The organism is Aeromicrobium sp. A1-2, from assembly GCF_003443875.1.
Lineage (GTDB): Bacteria > Actinomycetota > Actinomycetes > Propionibacteriales > Nocardioidaceae > Aeromicrobium.
On record NZ_CP027482.1, the window covers coordinates 2,892,909 to 2,912,107 of the forward strand.

General features: G+C 68.7%; 21 protein-coding genes. 18 read left to right on the forward strand and 3 right to left on the reverse strand.

Going from position 1 to position 19,199, the window contains the following annotated elements; all coding sequences use genetic code 11:
• Positions 1 to 50: 50 nt before the first annotated feature.
• The 4 genes from C6I20_RS14215 (at position 51) to C6I20_RS14230 (ending at position 3,310) form a co-directional block, all read left to right on the forward strand.
• Entirely contained in the window at positions 51 to 887 is an 837-nt protein-coding gene (locus C6I20_RS14215; protein ID WP_118397031.1) for a methyltransferase domain-containing protein, read from the forward strand.
• A 76-nt stretch (positions 888 to 963) separates the two neighbouring features.
• Positions 964 to 1,221 carry a phosphopantetheine-binding protein gene (locus C6I20_RS14220; protein ID WP_118397034.1) on the forward strand — a complete coding sequence of 86 codons (258 nt, stop codon included), beginning with the start codon at positions 964 to 966 and terminating at the stop codon, positions 1,219 to 1,221.
• Positions 1,218 to 2,570, forward strand: a complete 1,353-nt coding sequence (locus tag C6I20_RS14225) for a class I adenylate-forming enzyme family protein (protein WP_118397037.1) — start codon at positions 1,218 to 1,220, stop codon at positions 2,568 to 2,570. The genes C6I20_RS14220 and C6I20_RS14225 overlap by 4 nt, the downstream gene beginning before the upstream one ends.
• Positions 2,567 to 3,310: an SDR family NAD(P)-dependent oxidoreductase gene (locus C6I20_RS14230; protein WP_118397040.1), complete on the forward strand. Its 744-nt coding sequence runs from the start codon at positions 2,567 to 2,569 to the stop codon at positions 3,308 to 3,310. Before C6I20_RS14225 ends, C6I20_RS14230 begins: the two co-directional genes overlap by 4 nt.
• Here C6I20_RS14230 and C6I20_RS14235 read toward each other — a convergent pair.
• Positions 3,300 to 4,019, reverse strand: coding sequence for an oxidoreductase (locus C6I20_RS14235; RefSeq protein ID WP_254052149.1), 720 nt, complete (start codon positions 4,017 to 4,019; stop codon positions 3,300 to 3,302). The genes C6I20_RS14230 and C6I20_RS14235 overlap by 11 nt on opposite strands.
• 49 nt (positions 4,020 to 4,068) lie before the next feature.
• Between C6I20_RS14235 and C6I20_RS14240 the strand changes: the two genes are divergently transcribed.
• From C6I20_RS14240 to C6I20_RS14245, 3 genes are all read left to right on the forward strand, one after another.
• Positions 4,069 to 4,749, forward strand: a complete 681-nt coding sequence (locus C6I20_RS14240; RefSeq protein WP_162891344.1) for a class I SAM-dependent methyltransferase — start codon at positions 4,069 to 4,071, stop codon at positions 4,747 to 4,749.
• A 76-nt stretch (positions 4,750 to 4,825) separates the two neighbouring features.
• Positions 4,826 to 4,996 (forward strand): hypothetical protein, encoded by a 171-nt coding sequence (locus C6I20_RS17180; protein WP_162891345.1) that lies wholly within the window; start codon positions 4,826 to 4,828, stop codon positions 4,994 to 4,996.
• Between the two features lie 28 nt (positions 4,997 to 5,024).
• Entirely contained in the window at positions 5,025 to 6,482 is a 1,458-nt protein-coding gene (locus C6I20_RS14245) for a GuaB1 family IMP dehydrogenase-related protein (protein ID WP_118397047.1), read from the forward strand.
• A 1-nt stretch (position 6,483) separates the two neighbouring features.
• On the opposite strand, the gene C6I20_RS14250 is transcribed toward C6I20_RS14245, so the two are convergent.
• Positions 6,484 to 7,539: a glycosyltransferase family 1 protein gene (locus C6I20_RS14250; protein ID WP_118397050.1), complete on the reverse strand. Its 1,056-nt coding sequence runs from the start codon at positions 7,537 to 7,539 to the stop codon at positions 6,484 to 6,486.
• A gap of 104 nt (positions 7,540 to 7,643) precedes the next feature.
• On the opposite strand from C6I20_RS14250, the gene C6I20_RS14255 reads away from it, so the two are divergent.
• Complete coding sequence (locus tag C6I20_RS14255) at positions 7,644 to 8,477, forward strand: bifunctional 2-polyprenyl-6-hydroxyphenol methylase/3-demethylubiquinol 3-O-methyltransferase UbiG (protein WP_118397053.1); 834 nt, start codon at positions 7,644 to 7,646, stop codon at positions 8,475 to 8,477.
• Here C6I20_RS14255 and C6I20_RS14260 read toward each other — a convergent pair.
• The gene (locus C6I20_RS14260) at positions 8,431 to 9,021 is read right to left on the reverse strand and encodes a TetR/AcrR family transcriptional regulator C-terminal domain-containing protein (RefSeq protein ID WP_118397056.1); all 591 of its coding nucleotides are present in this window, start codon (positions 9,019 to 9,021) and stop codon (positions 8,431 to 8,433) included. The two genes, C6I20_RS14255 and C6I20_RS14260, sit on opposite strands and share 47 nt — an antisense overlap.
• Before the next feature lie 93 nt (positions 9,022 to 9,114).
• Between C6I20_RS14260 and C6I20_RS14265 the strand changes: the two genes are divergently transcribed.
• The 10 genes from C6I20_RS14265 (at position 9,115) to acs (ending at position 19,099) form a co-directional block, all read left to right on the forward strand.
• Positions 9,115 to 9,714 (forward strand): biotin transporter BioY, encoded by a 600-nt coding sequence (locus C6I20_RS14265; protein ID WP_118397060.1) that lies wholly within the window; start codon positions 9,115 to 9,117, stop codon positions 9,712 to 9,714.
• A complete protein-coding gene (locus tag C6I20_RS14270; RefSeq protein WP_254052150.1) occupies positions 9,711 to 10,409 on the forward strand; it encodes an energy-coupling factor ABC transporter ATP-binding protein in 699 nt (232 codons plus the stop codon). The genes C6I20_RS14265 and C6I20_RS14270 overlap by 4 nt, the downstream gene beginning before the upstream one ends.
• The gene (locus tag C6I20_RS14275; RefSeq protein WP_118397063.1) at positions 10,406 to 11,017 is read left to right on the forward strand and encodes an energy-coupling factor transporter transmembrane protein EcfT; all 612 of its coding nucleotides are present in this window, start codon (positions 10,406 to 10,408) and stop codon (positions 11,015 to 11,017) included. Before C6I20_RS14270 ends, C6I20_RS14275 begins: the two co-directional genes overlap by 4 nt.
• A 27-nt stretch (positions 11,018 to 11,044) precedes the next feature.
• On the forward strand, positions 11,045 to 12,184 hold the full coding sequence (locus C6I20_RS14280) for a sensor histidine kinase (protein WP_118397066.1): 1,140 nt from the start codon (positions 11,045 to 11,047) through the stop codon (positions 12,182 to 12,184).
• Between the two features lie 40 nt (positions 12,185 to 12,224).
• Positions 12,225 to 12,959 carry a LytTR family DNA-binding domain-containing protein gene (locus tag C6I20_RS14285; RefSeq protein ID WP_118397069.1) on the forward strand — a complete coding sequence of 245 codons (735 nt, stop codon included), beginning with the start codon at positions 12,225 to 12,227 and terminating at the stop codon, positions 12,957 to 12,959.
• Positions 12,956 to 13,351, forward strand: a complete 396-nt coding sequence (locus C6I20_RS14290; RefSeq protein ID WP_118397072.1) for a hypothetical protein — start codon at positions 12,956 to 12,958, stop codon at positions 13,349 to 13,351. Before C6I20_RS14285 ends, C6I20_RS14290 begins: the two co-directional genes overlap by 4 nt.
• Positions 13,348 to 14,871 carry a cation acetate symporter gene (locus tag C6I20_RS14295; protein WP_118397075.1) on the forward strand — a complete coding sequence of 508 codons (1,524 nt, stop codon included), beginning with the start codon at positions 13,348 to 13,350 and terminating at the stop codon, positions 14,869 to 14,871. The genes C6I20_RS14290 and C6I20_RS14295 overlap by 4 nt, the downstream gene beginning before the upstream one ends.
• Before the next feature lie 178 nt (positions 14,872 to 15,049).
• A complete protein-coding gene (locus tag C6I20_RS14300; RefSeq protein WP_216822899.1) occupies positions 15,050 to 15,388 on the forward strand; it encodes a DUF485 domain-containing protein in 339 nt (112 codons plus the stop codon).
• The gene (locus tag C6I20_RS14305; protein WP_118397078.1) at positions 15,385 to 17,007 is read left to right on the forward strand and encodes a cation acetate symporter; all 1,623 of its coding nucleotides are present in this window, start codon (positions 15,385 to 15,387) and stop codon (positions 17,005 to 17,007) included. Before C6I20_RS14300 ends, C6I20_RS14305 begins: the two co-directional genes overlap by 4 nt.
• Before the next feature lie 136 nt (positions 17,008 to 17,143).
• Complete coding sequence (acs, locus tag C6I20_RS14310) at positions 17,144 to 19,099, forward strand: acetate--CoA ligase (RefSeq protein WP_118397081.1); 1,956 nt, start codon at positions 17,144 to 17,146, stop codon at positions 19,097 to 19,099.
• The last annotated feature ends 100 nt before the right edge of the window (positions 19,100 to 19,199 follow it).

Genomic DNA, 19,199 nt, shown 5'->3' on the forward strand with positions numbered 1-19,199 from the left:
ACGCCGCCGCCCGCTAGCCCGGGCTCCTTCGACACCAACGGTAGGAAAACATGACTCAAGAGCACTACGAGCCCGAAGTCCACTACGACAGGGTCACCGAGGCCTGGGCGCTGCTGCTGGGTGCGGAGCTCCACTACGGGGTGTTCCCGACCGGGTCCGAGCCGCTCGACGTCGCGACCGGTGAGCTGACGGCACGGATGATCCAGGCTGCGCAGCTCTCAGCGGGCCAGCGGGTTCTGGACGTGGGCTGCGGCTCGGGCGCTCCTGCGGTTCGCCTGGCGCTCGATCACGGCGTCGAGGTCGTCGGCATCACGACAAGCCAGATCGGCGTTGACGCAGCCACCGCACGGGCCGCGCGGGCCGCCGTCAGCGGTGTGACCTTCGAACAGCGCGACGGCACCGACAACAAATTCGCGGACGAGAGCTTCGATCGCGTCTGGGTCCTCGAGTCCTCCCACCTGATGCCGGCGCGAAACAACCTGATCGCGGAGTGCGCCCGGGTCCTTCGACCCGGTGGCCGTGTCGTGCTGTGCGATCTCATCCGCCGCAGGGAGATTCCATTCACCGAGGTCCGTAGTCGGCGCGATGACTTCGCCACGCTGCGCGCGGCCTTCGGAGCCGCCCGGATGGATCCGCTCGACGACTATGTCGCGCTGATGGAGGGCGCTGGCCTCGTCGTCGACACGGCCGTCGACCTCACGCTCGAGACCCTCCCGACGTTCGACCGGTGGCGCGGCACCGCCGCTCAGCACCACGACGCCGTCATCGACATCCTCGGTGCCGATGCGCTGGCCGCCTTCGAGGCGTCGTGCGACATCCTCGAAGGATTCTGGCGAGACGGCACGCTCGGCTATGGCCTGGTGTCCGCCTCCAAGCCTGCCTCCTGAGCCGATCGCGTCGCGATAACCTTTCCCCGCGCTACTCGTTGAGTCGCGTGTCCCCCCACCACCACACTTGGAGCACATGAGCATGGGAAGCCCCCGCAGCCTGGCCTCGGAGACCATCAACCGCTTTCTCGTGAGGGCCGGCAAGAACACGGACGTCACCCCCGAGACGTCGCTCTATGCCGAAGGACTCGGCCTGGACTCGCTGGAGACAGCCGAGCTGTCCTCGATGCTCGAGGACGACCTCACCAGGGACCCGTTCAGCGAAGGCATCATGGCGGCGACGATCGGCGAGATCCTCGATTTCTACAGCGCCGAGGAACCCGCCTCCGCGTGATCGAGCTGTTGCGCCGGGCGGGCCGGGACAACCCTGACCAGACGGCGGTCGTCACCCCCAGAGGTTCCACGACCTTCCACGAGCTCCAGGAGTCGGCCGAGCGAGTTGCGGCCAATCTCGTGTCACTTGGCATCGAACGTTTCGCCGTGCTGGACGACGACGCTGCGCACGTCATGGCGATCCTGGCCGGGTCCGCCCTGGCCGGTGCGGAGTCCTGCGTCTATCCGCTCGCCGCGACTGATGAGGCTGTGGCGGAGAATCGCGAGCGATTCGACCACACCCACCTGATCAGTTCTCGTGAAAGCCTGATCGCGGCCGGCGCGATCGACGCGAACGACGTGCTGAACGAGAATGGCGCGCCCCGCATCCCCGTGGCCTCCGCGGATGCACCCCTGCTCGTCATGACCAGCGGGACCACGACCGGACAGCCCCGGGCGGTCCGCAACACGTGGGACCGCATCCTGCGCCAGGTCGACCGGATCGAACCGACACCCGACCACCGATGGCTGCTGGCCTACGGGATCAACCAGTTCGGCGGGCTCCAGATCCTGATCCACGTGCTGGCCGCCCAGGCCACCCTGGTGGTGGGAGAGACGTTCCAACCGCGCGACGGACTGACTGCGATGCGCAGGTGGGACGTGACCCACGCGAGTGGCACACCGACGTTCTGGCGTTTCCTGCTCGTCGAGATGCGTGGGGACGGCGGGCCCACTCCGGAGCTTCGCCAGGTCACGATGAGCGGCGAAGCCATCCCCCCGACCCTGCTGGAGCAGGTGCGCGAGCAGTCCCCCCGAGCCAAGGTCTCCCAGATCTACGCTGCGACCGAGTTCGGCCAGGCGATCACGGTCCGCGACGGTGTCGCCGGGCTGCCGACCAGCATGCTCGACGCCAACGCCGACCTGGCGTTCAAGGTCGTCGACGACGAGCTCTGGGTCAGGTCCCGCGCCGCGATGCTCGGCTACTACGGCGAGGACCCCTTCGACAGCGACGAGTGGCGCGCAACGGGCGACCTGGTCGAGATAGTCGGCGACCGCGTCGAGTTCCGAGGACGCAAGACCGAAGTCATCAACGTCGGCGGAGTCAAGATCCACCCCCTGCCGATCGAGGACCGCATCAGCAGGGTTCCCGGGGTCGCCCTCGTGCGGGCCTTCGGTCGCCCCAATGCCATGGTGGGCGCGATCGTCGCGGTCGAGGTCGTCACGTCCCCCGGCTACCACGACGATGATGTCGATGCCCAGATCCGCGCCACCTGCGCGGACCTACCCCCAGCCGCCCGGCCACGGAGCATACGCTTCGTCGAGACCTTCGACATGACCGGCAACAAGATCAGCAGAGGTGCTCCCCGATGAGTGAAACCACAGGACGAGTCGTCGTCATCACCGGCGGAAGCCGGGGTCTCGGTGCCGGGATCGTCCAGTCCTACCTGGACTCGGGGGACCGGGTCGCGACGTGCGCCCGATCGCGTACCCCCGAGATCGACCGGTGGGAGAAGGATCCTGAGCTCGAGGGACGTTTCCTGTTCCGCGAGATCGATGTCAGCAAGCGTGACCAGACGGCCTCATTCGTCAAGGACGTCGTGGAGACCTGGGACGTCATCGATGTCCTGGTCAACAACGCCGGTGTGGCCCGCGACGGCATCCTCAGCCTGGCCACCGATGACGACATCGACACGGTCATCGACCTCAATCTCAAGGGCACGCTCGCGATGAGCAAGCTCGTGTCACGCCGGATGCTCGCCCGCGGCTCGGGCAGCATCATCAACATCTCGTCGATCGTGGGCATCTCGGGCTACCGCGGCCTCGCGGTCTACAGCGCGACCAAGGCTGCGATGGACGGCATGACACGCGCCCTCGCCCGAGAGCTCGGCTCCCGTGGCATCACCGTGAACTCCGTCGCGCCGGGCTACCTGCGCACCGAGATGTCGCACGGGCTCGACGAGGCGCAGATGCAGCAGATCATCCGCCGCACCCCGGCCGGCCGACTCGGCGATCCCGCCGACATCGCCCGGATCGTGCAGTTCCTGACCGATCCGCAGAACGACTACATCACCGGACAGACGATCGTCGCCGACGGCGGTCTCACGGCCTAGCGAGCGGGGAGGCCTCGGCGGCCCGGGTGAAGGCCAGCGAGGCGTACATCAGCCACTGGTGCACGCCTGTCATATCTCCACCCGCGTACGCCGCGAGCGCCGACCGGTAGCCATCGGGTTCGGCGGCGTGTCCTGCCTCCGGGACGGTCACGGAGGCGGGGTCGACCCCCTTGGAGACCAGCACGAGTCGCTCGGCCGCACGTCCGACGACCGCATTGTGTGTCGCGAACGCCCCGGCCGCGGCGATCTCGGCGTGCACGAGGGCCGCGACGACAAGTCCGGGTGCCGCTGTGGGCTCCCCGAGCATCGCCGCCAACGCCGTGAGCCGGGAGACTCCGGCCGGATCGACGGGCCGACCCAGGTCGATGTCCTCGACCGATCCGGCCGCGGCGATCGCGTGCATGCGGGCGAGCGCCTGGACCGGCGAGTGATTCCACACCGGGAGCAGGCCCAGCAGCTCGGTCGAGAGCCGTACGGCGGCGCGGGCCAGTTCGTCCCCTCCGCCGCCTGCCAAGGTCTCCACGTCGTACGCACTGCCCTCGAGCGTGGCGGTCGCCGCCGCGCCCAGCAGCAACGATCGTGCGGTGTCGTCGGGGGTGCTTCGGCGCAGGCCGCGGTCTCGCAGCATCGAGTCGATGCCGTCGCGGGTACCGGCATACGCCGAGGGGATGCCCTCGAGCAGGGCTGCCGAGATGAACGGATCGGACACGCCCGAAGCGTACCGGCTGCCCTCCACGCCGGACGGTAGCCTTCGGAACATGAACGACTCCCCCGAAGATCGCACAGCCAAGTGGCTGGTCGGGGATCGTCTGGCCTGCGTCCTGCACCTGGGTGACGCAGCTCTGGCCTACCAGCTCGCCGAACAGGGTCACGAGGTCCTCGTGGCCGGGGACGACGTCACCGCCAGCCGGCATCCCGACATCCAGTACGTCCGCACCAGGGGCGAGCGGCTGCCCTTCCTGGCCGAGGCGTTCGACGTCGTGATCGCGCCCGAGCTGCGCGAGCCCCCCACCGCGCTGGCCGAGTACGCCCGGGTCCTGCGACCCGATGGCCTCGTCTCGACGATCTCCCAGCGCTACGACGACTCGATCCCGTGGATGCGCAAGCTGCGCGAGATCACGGGTGACCGTGGCGCACCGCCGACCCCGGTCGACACGTTCGGCGCCTCGGGCTTGTTCCACGAGCCGGAGACCCAGGAATTCAGCACGTGGGAGAAGCTCGACCTGCCCGGCCTCATGCGTTTCGCCGAGGCGACCCGGCACCCATCGGTCGGTGAGTCGGCGCTGGCGCAGGTGCGGGACCTCTTCATGAGCTACGGCGCCCAGACCGGATTCCTGCGGCTGCGGCACGAGACGTCGTGCCTGCGGGCCAGGGTCGACAAGTCGAGCCTGGCGCAGGACGTCACGCCCCCCGACACGATGCTGCTCGACTTCCGCTGAGCAACACGCCGCAGCACCCGGTTCGCGGCAGCTGTCCGACTCAGTTCCTACTCTGGAAGGGACGAAAGGCAACCGGATGCGAACCTCCTTGCACCATGTCGGACTCGCGATGGAGTGCGAGGCCTGCGGCGACGACATCGATCTGCCCGCGGACCTCGAGTCGGGCACGGGCGTCTGCCGGCAGTGCGGCATCGCGTTCCTCGTCGATGCTCCCTATCCGGCAGCGAGGGCTCGCCGGGGCGCCTGAACAGGCCCACCCGACCTAGACTCGTGGCGTGAAGTTCCTCAACGACCTGCAGCCTTCGTACGACCTGACCTACAGCGACGTCTTCATGGTCCCGGGACGTTCTGAGGTGACGAGCCGTTTCGACGTCGACCTCGCCACCGGCGATGGAGTCGGCACGACCCTGCCGCTCGTCGTCGCCAACATGACCGCGATCTCGGGCAAGCGCATGGCCGAGACGATCGCGCGGCGTGGCGGGATCGCGATCATCCCGCAGGACATCCCGCTCGACATCGTGGCTGCGACGGTCGACCAGGTCAAGGCCGCACACACGGTCTATGACACCCCCGTGACGGTCGACCCGTCGACAACCGTCGGCGAGGCGATGAGCCTGATCCCCAAGCGTGCCCACGGCGCCGTCGTGGTGGTCGAGGACGGCAAGGTGCTGGGTATCGTCACGGAGCGCGACGGCGCCGAGATCGACAGGTTCGCCCAGGTCCGCGAGGTCATGACGACCGACATCCTGACATTCGACGCCGGCAGCGACCCCCGCACCGCGTTCAACGCAATGGCCGCGGGCCACATCGACCTCGCCCCGGTGCTCGACGGCGGACGCCTGGCCGGAGTCCTGACCCGCAAGGGCGCCCTTCGCTCGACGATCTACGACCCGGCCGTCGACCCGGCCGGTCGCTTGGTCATCGGCGCCGCCGTCGGTATCAACGGCGATGTCACCGGCAAGGCCCGGGCCCTGCTCGAGATGGGCATCGACGTGCTCGTGATCGACACCGCCCACGGCCACCAGGTCAAGATGCTCGAGGCTCTGCCACTCGTCACCGCCGCACGCGACGCCCACGAAGCAGCCTCAGGTCGCCGGGTCCCGATCGCCGCGGGCAACGTCGTGTCCGCCGAGGGCGTGCGTGACCTCGTGGCGGCCGGAGCCGACATCGTCAAGGTCGGCGTGGGGCCCGGCGCGATGTGCACGACCCGCATGATGACGGGGGTCGGCCGGCCGCAGTTCTCTGCCGTGCTGGAGTGCGCCACAGCGGCCCGTGAGGTCGGCGCGCATGTGTGGGCCGACGGCGGCGTGCGCTACCCCCGGGACGTTGCGCTGGCGCTTGCAGCGGGCGCGGCCAGCGTCATGATCGGCTCGTGGTTCGCCGGCACGCTGGAGAGCCCCGGCGATCTGCGGGTCGGCGCGGACGGCCGTCCGTACAAGGAGTCCTTCGGCATGGCCTCGGCGCGCGCAGTCTCCAACCGCACCCGCGACGCCGCGGGGTTCGAGCGGGCCAGGATGGCGCTGTTCGAGGAGGGCATCTCCTCGTCACGCATGTTCCTGGACCCGGAGCGGCCCGGCGTCGAGGACCTCGTCGACGCGATCATCGCGGGGGTCCGCTCGAGCGCGACGTATGCCGGGGCGCGCTCGGTCGCGGAGTTCCACGACCGAGCCGTGATCGGGCTGCAGAGCTCGGCAGGCTACGACGAGGGTCGCCCGCTGCACGCCAGCTGGTGACTCACAGCTGCTGCAGCAGTTCACGGGTCTGACGTACGGCGCGGTCCCACGTGAAGGTCCTGCCCCACGTACGAGCCGCTGCGACGGCGACGTCATCGAGCTGCCGTGCCTCGAGCACCGCATCGGCGAGCGCCTGTGGCGTCCAGCCGTCCATCACGACGGCATGGCCGCCGGCGACCTCCAGCGTCGCCCGCTCGGGGCCGATCACGACCGGCTTGCCCAAACTCATGCCCTCGACCACGGGGATCCCGAAACCCTCGAAGTCGGACGGGAACACGATCATGTCGGCGACCGACACGACGCCACGGAACTCCTCCTCGGGAAGGTAGGGTGCCAGTCGGACGGCATCGGTCAGCCCGCGCTGGTCCAGATCGGCCTGCAGCGCCTCACGCGCTCCGCCGACGCCCACGATCAGCAGCGGTGGCGGCGTCGCCTGCTCGGCGATCAGCGCCCACGCCTCGATGATGAGGTCGGGGTTCTTGTTGGTGTGGTGCGCGAACGCGACCGCCGGACCCGTGCGGTCGGGGACAGGCCAGGTGAGCACATGATCAGCCCCGTGATGCACCACGGCAGAACGCCGCTGCCGGGTGGAGGGGTGCAGCTCGTGCAGGTCGTGCAGGGTGCGGGCCGAGACAGCGACGTAGCCGTCGGCGACCGCGTACGAACGACCGTACGAGATGCGGCGAAGCACGCGCCGTGCACGGCTGAATTGCTGTGGTCGCAGCTCGTGGCGAAGGTCGTGGACGACGACGGCGAGCGGGCTGGACGTGCGGCGGAGCGTCGTGGACGGCATCGTGGCAAGAATCGCGTCAGGAGCAATCGCGCGGGTGAGACGTCTCAGCACCGCGGTCTGGGCCAGCGGCCGGCCCGCTGCGACCGGGCGCCGCACCGGAACCTCGTGACGTACGTGCACGTCCGGGGAGATCGTCGAGCCGACCGGCACCAGCACGTGGACCTCGTCGTCGGGGAAGGACGTCGCCCAGGCGGCGAGCAGCTGGTCGACGTAGGTCCGGATCCCACCGAACTCGGCGCACATGGCATCGACGACGATCTTCACGTACGGGCTCCTCTGGGTAACTCAGGACACATCATCGGCTCGGCGGAGTGCCACACCCTACTCCGAGCCGACCCGTAGAGTGTGACGACGTCGAGAGGACCACCATGACCGAAGAACCATCCTCCGTCATCGCTTCGCAGAATGCGTCGCACGGCGAAGGTCACGACTACGTGAAGGGTTCGCCGCACCTGAGGCACACGGTGCTGCGGTCGATGATCGACGACCAGCTTCGCAAACTCGTGCGCGAGACGATCGAGCGTCAAGGGACCTGCCACGTCCTCGAGGTCGGGGCCGGACACGGCACGTTCACCGACTTCCTCCTCGCCGCGGGCGCGAAGGTCACGGTGACCGAGGCCAGCGAGGCGAGCGCGACGATGCTCAAGGAGCGCTACGCCGGGCACGACGATGTCGCCGTGTTCTACGACCGGAGCGGCGAGGACATCTTCGCCGACGGCGAGCACTTCGACGGAGTCGTCTGCGCGTCCCTGCTGCACCACATCCCGGACTACGTCACGTTCGTCCAGCGGCTCAGCGGGCTCGTCCAGCCGGGCGGCTGGTTCTACTCGGTGCAGGACCCGACGTACTACCCCCGCCGGCCTCGTCGCGTGCACCTCGCAGGCCGTGGGACGTTCTACGCCTGGCGGCTCGCACAGGGCGACCTCAAGCGCGGGCTCGGCGCCTTCCTGCGCCGTCGCAAGGGTGCGTACTCCGACACCGACCCTTCAGATCTGGTCGAGTACCACGTCGTCCGCCAGGGCGTTGACGAGCTCGCACTCGAGGCAGAGCTCGCGCAACACTTCGACGACGTCGAGGTGTTCACCTACTGGTCGACGCAGAGCCCCGTGTTCCAGCGGCTACTGGCGCCGGCTCACCTCGGGACCGACTTCGGCCTCATCGCGCGGAAACGGCACGAGACACAGCCGGGCGGCGCTGCCTGATCCCATCGAGGATCAACGTCAGGCCGAGCTCAAACGAGGCGGAGTCGGCCCGAGCCGGCTGATCACCGTCGATCGCACCGGCGCTGTTGGCCTGCAGGTGGGTCTGCTCGTCCGAGACGTGCCCGAACACGAAGTACAGGATCGTGGTCGCCGCGGACCGTGCGAACGAGTCGTCGAACCCGCCCGACGAGATCGCGGCGGAGAGCCGCCCGTCGAGCGTGTCCGCGCCGAGGCCGAAGGCGTGCACCGTGGCGATGAGCTCGGCGCCGTCCCGATAGGCCAGCATCGCGTCGCGCAGCTCGCGGCTCAGTGCGACGGCCTGGTGGTCCCACTCGGCATCGACCGGCAACGGCCGGGTGCCGCGCTCAAGCAGCTCGTCGGCGACGGCCGCCAGCAGCGCCTGCTTGTTGGCGAAGTGGTGGTAGAGCGCACTGGGCTGCAGTCCGAGCTCCGAGGCGATGCGCCGCATCGACATGTCCGGCAGGCCATACATGTCGAGGACGTCGACCGCACGCTCGACGACGTCTGAACGGTGATAGCGCACGCGGACCTCCGGGATTGACAGCGCCGACAGCCTATACGCTAACCTGAACGCCGTTCACCTGACCACCGTTCAGGTATCGTCCCAGGAGCCTCCATGACCAACACCACCACCCCCGTGCGCAAGCAGGGCATCTCGACGACGGACCTCGCGCTCATCGCGACCTTCGCCGCGTTGATCGCCGTCTGCGCGATCCTCCCGTCGTTGAGCGTCACCGGGGTCGGGGTGCCGTTCACGCTGCAGATGTTCGGAATCTTCCTGGCCGGCTCCGCCCTCGGCGCGCGGCGCGGATTCCTCGCGGTGCTGCTGTACCTCGCGGTCGGCACGGCTGGCGTCCCGATCTTCGCCGCCGGCCAGGCCGGACCGTCGGTGTGGGTCGGTGCCACGGGTGGATATCTGGTCGCTTTCCCGATCGCGGCATTCATCGTCGGCCTGGTCGCCACCCGCGTGGCGCGCACCAATCCGGCTGCCTTCACGGTTGTGGTCTCGACCGCCGCCGCGATCGTCACGGTCGCGGTCGTCGGCACGCTCGGCACGCTCGGCATGGCGATCAAGCTCGACGTGGGCCTGGGCGTCGCCTGGGGCTACGCGACACCATTCTTCATCGCCGACATCATCAAGGGCGTGCTCGCCGCCGTCGTCGCCGCGGCGGTCCTTCGCGCCTTCCCCCAGCTCGTCGCCAAGCGCCGGGCGTGACACCTGCAATCGTGCTCGACGAGGTCGCCGTCTCGGTGCCCACACCGGACGGCGACCTCGCGATCCTGCGCCCGACGACTCTGCACCTGACCGAGCGTCGGATCGGGCTGATCGGCAGCAACGGATCGGGCAAGTCGACCGTTGCGCGACTGCTCAACGGCCTGATCGAGCCGACCACCGGTCGGGTGACCGTCAACGGGCTCGACACCGTTCGCGCCGGCGCCGCGGTGCGCAGGCAGGTCGGGTTCGTGTTCACGGACCCGAGCGCACAGCTCGTCATGCCGACGTGCGTCGAAGACATCGCACTGTCGCTGCGCCGGACCATCAAGGACAAGCGGCAACGGACCGAGAGGGCGCGCGCGATCCTTGAGCGGATCGGGCTCGCCGACAAGGCCGACACGAGCGTCCACGCACTGTCTGGGGGTCAGAAACAGATGCTGGCCCTCGCCGGGGTGCTGGCGACCGATCCGGACATCCTGGTCGCCGACGAGCCGACGACACTGCTCGACCTGCGCAACACTCGACTGATCGCCGACCAGATCTTCTCCCTCCGCCAGCAGGTCGTGCTCGTGACGCACGACCTGGAGCTCGCGGAGCGTTGCGACCGGGTGCTGGTCGTCGATGACGCCCGCATCGTGTTCGACGGGGCGCCGGTCGAGGCCGTCCGTCACTATCGCGCGCTGGTCGACCGGTGAGCCAGTTCCTGCTGGGCAACTACCGTCCCGGTTCGACCTGGGTGCACCGGTTCCCGACCGGCCCCAAACTCGCCTGCCTGGCGATCTTCAGCATCGCGACCGTCGTAGTTCCGGGCATGTGGACCGCCGTGGCGTTCCTCGGTGCCGCACTGCTCCTCGCAGCGTGGACACGGATGCCGTTGCGCGGCACCCTGCGTGCTCTGCGGCCCCTGCTGCTCGTGATCGCTCTGGTGTCGGCATTCCAGGTCTGGCAACGCGGCTGGCCCACGGCGATCCACGTGGTTGCCGGGCTCGTCGCGGTCATCGTGGTGGCGCTGGTCTTCACCGCGACCACCTCGATCGACTCGATGCTGGACACCATCACCCGCGGGCTCGGCCCGTTTCGCCCGATCGGCGTCAACCCTGAACGCGTCGCACTGGCCTTCTCGCTCATGATCCGTGCGATCCCAGGCATCCTGGAGATCGCGCACGAGACCCGGGCCGCGGCCAGGGCACGGGGGCTCGAGCGCAGCCCGCGCGCGCTCCTCGTGCCGATGGCGATCCGTACGGTCGCCCACGCGTACGACACCGGTGCGGCACTGCACGCGCGCGGCATCGGGGACGACTGAGGCCGCAGTCGCGGTAGCGTCTGCCGGATGGACAACTTCACGACGGCCGCAGTGGTGGTCGTGGTCCTCGTCGCGACCGCGGCCTTCGTCCGCTGGCGACTCCTGACGAGCCGCCGCACGCTCGGTTCGCCGGCTGACCGGGCGACATACCGGACACTGCACACCGCGTCGCTGGCGGCACCGGCGCTGCGGCTGGGGCTCGACAAAGACAGCGCGACCAGGGCGATCCCGCACGTCCGTGCCCTACTTGGCACCTCGACCGTCGCGATCACCGACATGCACGGACCCCTCGCGTGGGGTGGCCAGCGACGCGAGGTCGACGTCGAGGTCCTGATGTCGGACGCGCTCGCGCGGGGCACGACGCAGGCCTCGGACCGCGTCATCGTGGCTCCGCTCTCGGTCGAGCAGCGCGTCGTCGGAAGCATCGTCGTGATCAGCGACGAGGCCTCCGCCGGGCTCGTCCGCGCGACGACCGAGGTGGCCCGGTGGATGTCGAGCCAGCTCGAGCTTGCCGAGCTCTCGGAGTCCCGCACTGCCCTCATGGAGGCCGAGCTGCGGGCGCTCAGGGCCCAGATCTCGCCACACTTCATCTACAACTCGCTGGGTGCCATCGCGTCATTCGTGCGGACCGATCCCGAACGTGCGCGAGAGCTGCTGCTGGAGTTTGCGGACTTCACCCGCTACTCGTTCCGCGAGCACGGCGAGTTCACGACGCTGGCCGAGGAGCTGCGCTCGATCGAGCGCTACCTGGTGCTCGAGAAGGCGCGCTTCGGCGACCGGCTCCGCGTCGTCACCCGGGTCGCCCCCGAGGTGCTGAGCGTGACACTCCCCTTCCTCTCGGTGCAGCCTCTTGTGGAGAACGCCATCCGCCACGGGCTCGAGGCGAAGGACGGTGACGGCACGCTCACGGTCATCGCCCTCGACGAGGGCGCCGAGTGCGTGATCACGATCGAGGACGACGGGGTCGGCGCGGATCCCGACGTCGTACGGGACGTGTTGATCGGACGGACGACCAGCGGCTCGGTCGGCCTGGCCAACGTCGACGAACGGCTCCGGACGGTCTACGGCGACGAGTACGGCATCGTCGTGGAGACCGCGCCGGGGCTGGGCACCAAGGTCACGCTGCGGTTCCCCAAGTTCCGTCCCGACGTGCCTGCGGCGAGCTGACCGACTTGTGGTCCCGATCACACCCCGACAGGATCGGGACATGGCCGTGTCCCTGAACGCACTCGTGGTCGACGATGAGCAACCCGTCCTCGACGAGCTCGTGTGGCTGTTGGGGCGCGATGTCCGGATCACCTCGGTCCGGGCGGCCCGCTCGGGTGCCGAGGCCTTGCGGATGCTGGAGGCCGGCGACATCGACCTGGTGTTCCTGGACGTCGCGATGCCGGGCCTCAGCGGTCTCGACATCGCCCGGCTGCTGGGACGATTCGCGACTCCACCGCGGATCGTGTTCGTCACGGCGCACGACCAGCACGCGGTCGAGGCGTTCGAGATGAACGCCGTCGACTACCTGCTCAAGCCGATCCGCGAGGAGCGGCTGCGCGAGAGCGTGCGTCGCGCCTGCGCGGACACCGACTCGCCCGCACCCGAGACCCAGGACTCGATCGCGGTCGAGCTCGGGGGTGTCACCCGATTCGTCTCGCGCCGCTCGGTGTCCTACGTCGAGGCGAGCGGCGACTACGTCCGTCTGCACACTGCGGACGGGCCCGGCCACCTCGTACGGGTGCCCATCGGGACGCTGGCCGACGACTGGTCCGATGCGGGGTTCGTCCGCATCCACCGCAGCCACGTCGTCAACCTTGCGCACGTCCGCGAAGTCCGGATCAACGGCGGTCGGTGCAGCGTCCTGGTCCCGGTCGGCGACGACCTCGTCGAGCTCGTGGTGGCACGGCGTCACACCCGGACGCTCCGCGAGATGCTCCACGAGCGCGCGCTGTGACCGAGCCCGTCGGGCGGGTCAGGGTCACCAACCCGCTGACGACCGCCCCCTCCCACGTGCGCCGGAGCATCCGGCAGGAGATCGACGAGTCGACCGGTGTCGGCGAGGTCTACATGCGTTCGCTGATCCGGTCCCAGCTCCGCGCCGCGCTGACCGTCGCGATCACCCTGCTGCTGTCGATCGGGGCATTGCCGCTCGTGTTCCTCGTCTTCGACTCGGTGACCGAGTTCCGAGTCGTGGGGGTCCCGCTCCCGTGGCTGATCCTCGGAGTCGCGGTCTACCCGGGACTGTTCGCACTCGGTTGGCTCTACCTGCGCCAGGCCGAGCGAGCCGAACGAGACTTCGCCGAGCTGGTCGAGCCGGACTCGCAGGACCAGCCGGACCACCCGTGAACTCCACGTACGGCGTCATCGCGGTGGCGCTGGTGTCACTGGCGACCCTGGGGATCGGCGCGTTCGGCCTGCGGCTCAGCCGTACGACCAGCGACTTCTACGTCGCCTCTCGCTCGGTCAGCCCGGTCTGGAACAGCTCGGCCATCGGCGGCGAATACCTGTCGGCAGCATCGTTCCTGGGAGTCGCCGGACTCGTGCTGGCCAATGGTGCGGACATGCTCTGGTACCCGATCGGCTGGACCACGGGCTACCTTCTGCTCCTGGTGTTCGTGGCGGCTCCCCTGCGCCGCTCGGGCGCCTACACGATCCCCGACTTCGCTCAGGTGCGGCTGCAGTCGATCGGTGTGCGCCGGGTCGCCAGCGTGCTGGTCGTCGCGGTGGGCTGGCTCTACCTCATGCCCCAGTTCCAGGGCGCCGGCCTGACCCTTCGCACCGTGACGGGCGCACCGACCTGGGTCGGCACCGCAGTGGTCGCGGTCATCGTCGTGATCAACGTCGTCTCCGGCGGCATGCGGAGCATCACGTTCGTCCAGGCGTTCCAGTACTGGCTCAAGCTCACTGCGCTGCTGATCCCGGTGTTCTTCCTGGTCCACGCCTGGACCGATGATGGCCGGCCCTCGCCCGTCGCCCCGGAAGCGTGGTTCCAACCATTCGGCGAGGCCAACGGGCCCGGGCTCTACCTGACGTACTCCGTCATGGCCGCGACCTTCCTCGGCACGATGGGCCTGCCGCACGTCGTGGTGCGTTTCTACACCAACCCGGATGGCCACGCCGCCCGCCGGACGACGCTGATCGTGCTGGCCCTGCTGGGAACGTTCTACCTCCTGCCGACGATCTACGGCGTGCTCGGCCGGGTCTACGCCTCTGACCTGCTGGACTCAGGACGCACTGACACTGTCGTGCTTGAGCTGCCGAGCCGGATGCTCGGCGGCAACACCGGCGAGCTGCTCGCAGCCCTGCTGACCGCCGGCGCGTTCGCCGCCTTCCTCTCGACCTCGTCGGGCCTGACGATGTCGATCGCCGGGGTCGTCGGTCAAGGGCTCAACCGTGGACTGGGAGCGTGGCCCGGTCTGGGCTGGGCGCGCGGCCTGTCGACCATCACGGCCCTGCGGCTCGGCGCGGTCGGCGGGGTCGTGGTGCCGCTGATCCTGGCCCTGTCCGCTGAGCGCATCGCGGTGGCCAATTCCGTGACGTTCGCGTTCGCACTAGCGGCGTCGACGTTCTGCCCACTCCTGGTCCTCGGCATCTGGTGGCGCGGGCTCACCGCACGCGGAGCGATCGCCGGGTTGGTCGGCGGCGGTCTGTGCGCCGGCATCGCGCCGATCATGACGATCGTGTGGGGACCGGAGGGCTGGCTCGGCGTGCTGATGAGCCAGCCGGCGGCGTGGTCGGTGCCCGTCGGCTTCGGTCTCATGGTGGGCGTCTCCCTGCTGACCCGCAGCGACATTCCGCCCAACGTGGCCCGCACGATGGTGCGGCTGCACACACCCGAGCGGCTCGAGGTCGATCGACGGGGCTGAGCCCCGACCGCTCGTCGTGCGAGGGCGACCGTTCGTCGGGCCTCCGCGACCGTCCGGCGCAGCGGCCCCTCGCGCCCATCGCAACTGCGGTCCGGTGATCTGGCTCACAACTCTGCAGGTCCGTACGTTCGGGACCGCGGCATCCACCTGTCGCCCTGCCCCAGAAAGAGGTGACACCGTGACCGAAAAGATCTCCGACGAGGCCCATGCGGCTTATCAGCGCATCAACGCCACGGACGACTTTGCCGAGCTGAAGCGCTCCTACTTCGGCTTCGTCGTCCCCCTGACCATCGCCTTCATGGCGTGGTACCTGCTGTACGTGCTCATGTCGATCTACGCAGGCGGCTTCATGGGCCACCGACTGTTCGGCAACATCAACGTCGCCCTCGTGTTCGGGCTGCTGCAGTTCGTCACGACCTTCGGCATCGCGATCTGGTACGCGCGCTTTGCCGCGGAGCGGATGGACCCCATCGCTGACCGGCTGCGCGCCGAGTACGAAGAGGAGATCGAGAAATGAGCACAACCCTCCTGGCCGCGGAAGAAGGTGGCAACCAGGCCCTGACCGGGTCACTGTTCATCTTCATCGTCCTGATCACGATCGGCATCACGTTCTGGGCGAGCCGCAACAACAAGACCGCTGCGGACTACTACGCCGGCGGACGCAGCTTCACCGGTGTGCAGAACGGTTTCGCCGTGGCCGGCGACTACATGTCTGCCGCATCGTTCCTGGGCATCTCTGGCGCGATCGCACTGTCGGGCTACGACGGATTCCTCTACTCGATCGGCTTCCTGGTCGCGTGGCTCGTCGCACTGCTGCTCGTCGCGGAGCTGCTGCGCAACTCCGGCCGTTTCACGATGGCCGACCAGCTGGCCTTCCGGATGCGGCAGCGGCCGGTTCGCACCGCGGCCGCGACCTCGACGGTCGTTGTCTCGATCTTCTACCTGCTGGCCCAGATGGTCGGCGCGGGCGCTCTCGTCGCCCTGCTGCTCGGCGTCGACAGCCAGACCGCGAAGAACCTGACGATCGCCGGAGTCGGTGTGCTGATGATCTTCTACGTCACGGTCGGTGGCATGAAGGGCACGACCTGGGTCCAGATCGTCAAGGCCGTCCTGCTGATGACCGGCACGGTGCTCATCACGGTCCTGGTGCTCGCGAAGTTCAACTTCAACATCAGCGACATGCTGGGCCAGGCCGCGGATCGCAGCGGCGCTGGCAAGGCGTTCCTCGAGCCCGGCCTCAAGTACGGCGTCTCGACCGAGAGCAAGATCGACTTCATCTCGCTCGGTCTCGCCCTGGTGCTGGGCACCGCCGGGCTGCCGCACATCCTGATCCGTTTCTACACCGTCCCGACCGCCCGCCAGGCCCGCAAGTCGGTCCTCTGGGCCATCGGCCTCATCGGCACGTTCTACCTCATGACGCTGGTGCTGGGCTTCGGTGCCGCGGCGCTGGTGACCGGCGATGCCAAGGACAAGATCGCGGCGTCCGGAGGCAACCTGGCCTCGCCGCTGCTGGCCGAGGCTGTGGGCGGCGGCGCCGGATCAACCGGTGGCGCCCTGCTGCTGGCATTCATCTCGGCCGTGGCATTCGCCACGATCCTGGCCGTCGTCGCAGGTCTCACGCTGACCTCGGCGTCCTCGGTGGCGCACGATCTGTACGCCAACGTGTGGAAGAAGGGGAAGGTCACCGAGAAGCAGGAGGTCAAGGTCGCCCGCCTCGCGGCGCTGGTGATCGGCGGCATCGCGATCGCGCTGTCGATCCCGGCCCAGAAGCTCAACATCGCATTCCTCGTGGCGCTGGCCTTCGCGGTCGCGGCATCGGCGAACCTGCCGGCGTTGCTGTTCAACCTGTTCTGGCGCAAGTTCAACACCCGCGGCGCGGTGTGGAGCATCTACGGCGGCCTGATCTCGTGCGTGACCCTGGTGATCTTCTCGCCGGTCGTGTCCGGCTCGGACACCGCCATGATCACGGGCGCGGACTTCAGCTGGTTCCCGCTGGCGAACCGGGGGATCATCTCGATCCCGCTCGGCTTCTTCTTCGGCTGGTTGGGCACCATCACGGCACCTGACGCCGATGCCGAGGCGCGCTACGTCGAGCTCGACGTACGGTCGATGACCGGCGCCGGCTCGGAAAAGTAGGCCAGGGGTCATGCGCGGTGGGTTCGGTCTCGGGGGCCGGACCCACCGCGTTGGCAACCCTGCCGCAACCCGCGGTCCGACATCTTGTGGGCTGCGACACAATGCAAACTGACGTCGACGAACCAGGAGCACGACCGTGACCGAGCAGAACATCAGCAACCTGTCGCACGAGAATCGCACGTTCGACCCGCCCGCGGAGCTGGCGGCGAACGCCAACGTCAAGGCCGAGGTCTATGCCGAGGCCGCGGCCGATCGTCCCGCCTTCTGGGGCAAGCAGGCCGAACGGATCAGCTGGGGCGAACCCTTCACGGAGGTGCTGGACTGGTCCAACCCGCCGTTCGCCAAGTGGTTCGTCGGCGGCACGCTCAACGCGGCGTACAACTGCGTCGACCGGCACGTCGAGGCGGGCAACGGCGAGAAGATCGCGCTGCACTTCGTCGGCGAGCCCGCCGACGACACCCGCGACATCACCTACGCCGAGCTGCAGGACCTGGTGTCCCAGGCCGCCAACGCACTGATCGACCTGGGTGTCCAGACCGGCGACCGGGTCGCGATCTACCTGCCGATGATCCCCGAGGCCGTCGTCGCGATGCTGGCCTGCGCACGGCTGGGCGCCCCGCACACCGTCGTGTTCGGAGGCTTCAGCGCCGATGCGCTGAGCAGTCGCATCCTGGACTGCGAGGCCAAGGTTGTCATCACCGCCGACGGCGGCTACCGCCGTGGCGCGCCCTCGGCGCTCAAGCCCGCCGTCGACGAGGCGCTGCTGAAGTGCCCCGACGTCAGCGGCGTCCTGGTCGTCCGGCGCACCGGCGAGGACGTGGAGTGGACCGAGGGTCGGGACGTGTGGTGGCACGACACCGTCGACCAGGCCTCCAAGGACCACACCCCCGAGATGTTTGACGCCGAGCACCCGCTCTACGTCATGTACACGTCCGGCACGACCGGCTCCCCCAAGGGCATCCTGCACACGACCGGCGGCTACCTCGTCCAGTCGGCCTACACGTTCGGGGGGACATTCGACTACAAACCCGAGGACGTCTACTGGTGCACCGCCGACGTCGGCTGGGTCACCGGCCACTCCTACATCGTCTACGGGCCGCTGGCCAATGGCGCGACCCAGGTGCTCTACGAGGGCACCCCCGACACCCCCCACAAGGGGCGCTGGTGGGAGATCATCGCCAAGTACAAGGTCTCGCTGTTCTATACCGCGCCGACTGCTGTGCGCACGTTCATGAAGTGGGGCGAGCAGATCCCCGCGGAGCACGACCTGTCCTCGCTGCGGATCCTGGGGTCGGTCGGTGAGTCGATCAACCCCGAGGCGTGGATCTGGTATCGCGACAACATCGGCGGCGGCCGCACTCCGATCGTCGACACATGGTGGCAGACCGAGACCGGCGCCCACATGATCAGCCCGCTACCGGGGGTGACGTCGACCAAGCCCGGTTCAGCGATGACTGCGATCCCCGGCATCGCCGCCGAGGTCGTCGATGACGCCGGCAACCCCGTCTCCAACGGCGAGGGCGGCTACCTGGTCATCACCGAGCCGTGGCCGTCGATGCTGCGCACGATCTGGGGCGACGACGAACGCTACAAGGAGACCTACTGGGCGCGCTGGCCAAAGTACTACTTCGCCGGCGACGGTGCCCGCAAGGACGAGGACGGCGCGATCTGGCTGCTGGGCCGCGTCGATGACGTCATGAACGTCTCGGGCCACCGGCTGTCGACGACCGAGATCGAATCGGCACTCGTGTCGCACCCCAAGGTCGCCGAGGCTGCCGTGGTCGGCGCGACCGACGACACCACGGGCCAGGCCGTTGTCGCCTTCGTGATCCTGCGGGAGTCCGCCGGCGACGGTGGCGAGGAGATCATCAACGAGCTGCGCAGTCACGTAGCCAAGGAGATCGGGGCGATCGCGAAGCCCCGTCAGATCCTGGTCGTGCCCGAGCTCCCCAAGACCCGCTCGGGCAAGATCATGCGCCGGCTTCTGCGCGACGTTGCCGAGAATCGCGAGGTCGGCAACACCAGCACGCTCGCCGACGCAGGAATCATGGACAAGATCACCGCCGGCATGCAGGGTGCCAAGGAGGACTGAGCGTCACGGTCCAGTGCGACCGAGCGCATGGAGACCACGTCGCGGCCGGGCCACACGCCCGGCCGCGGCGTGGTTTTCGCCACGTCCACACGCTCCGGAC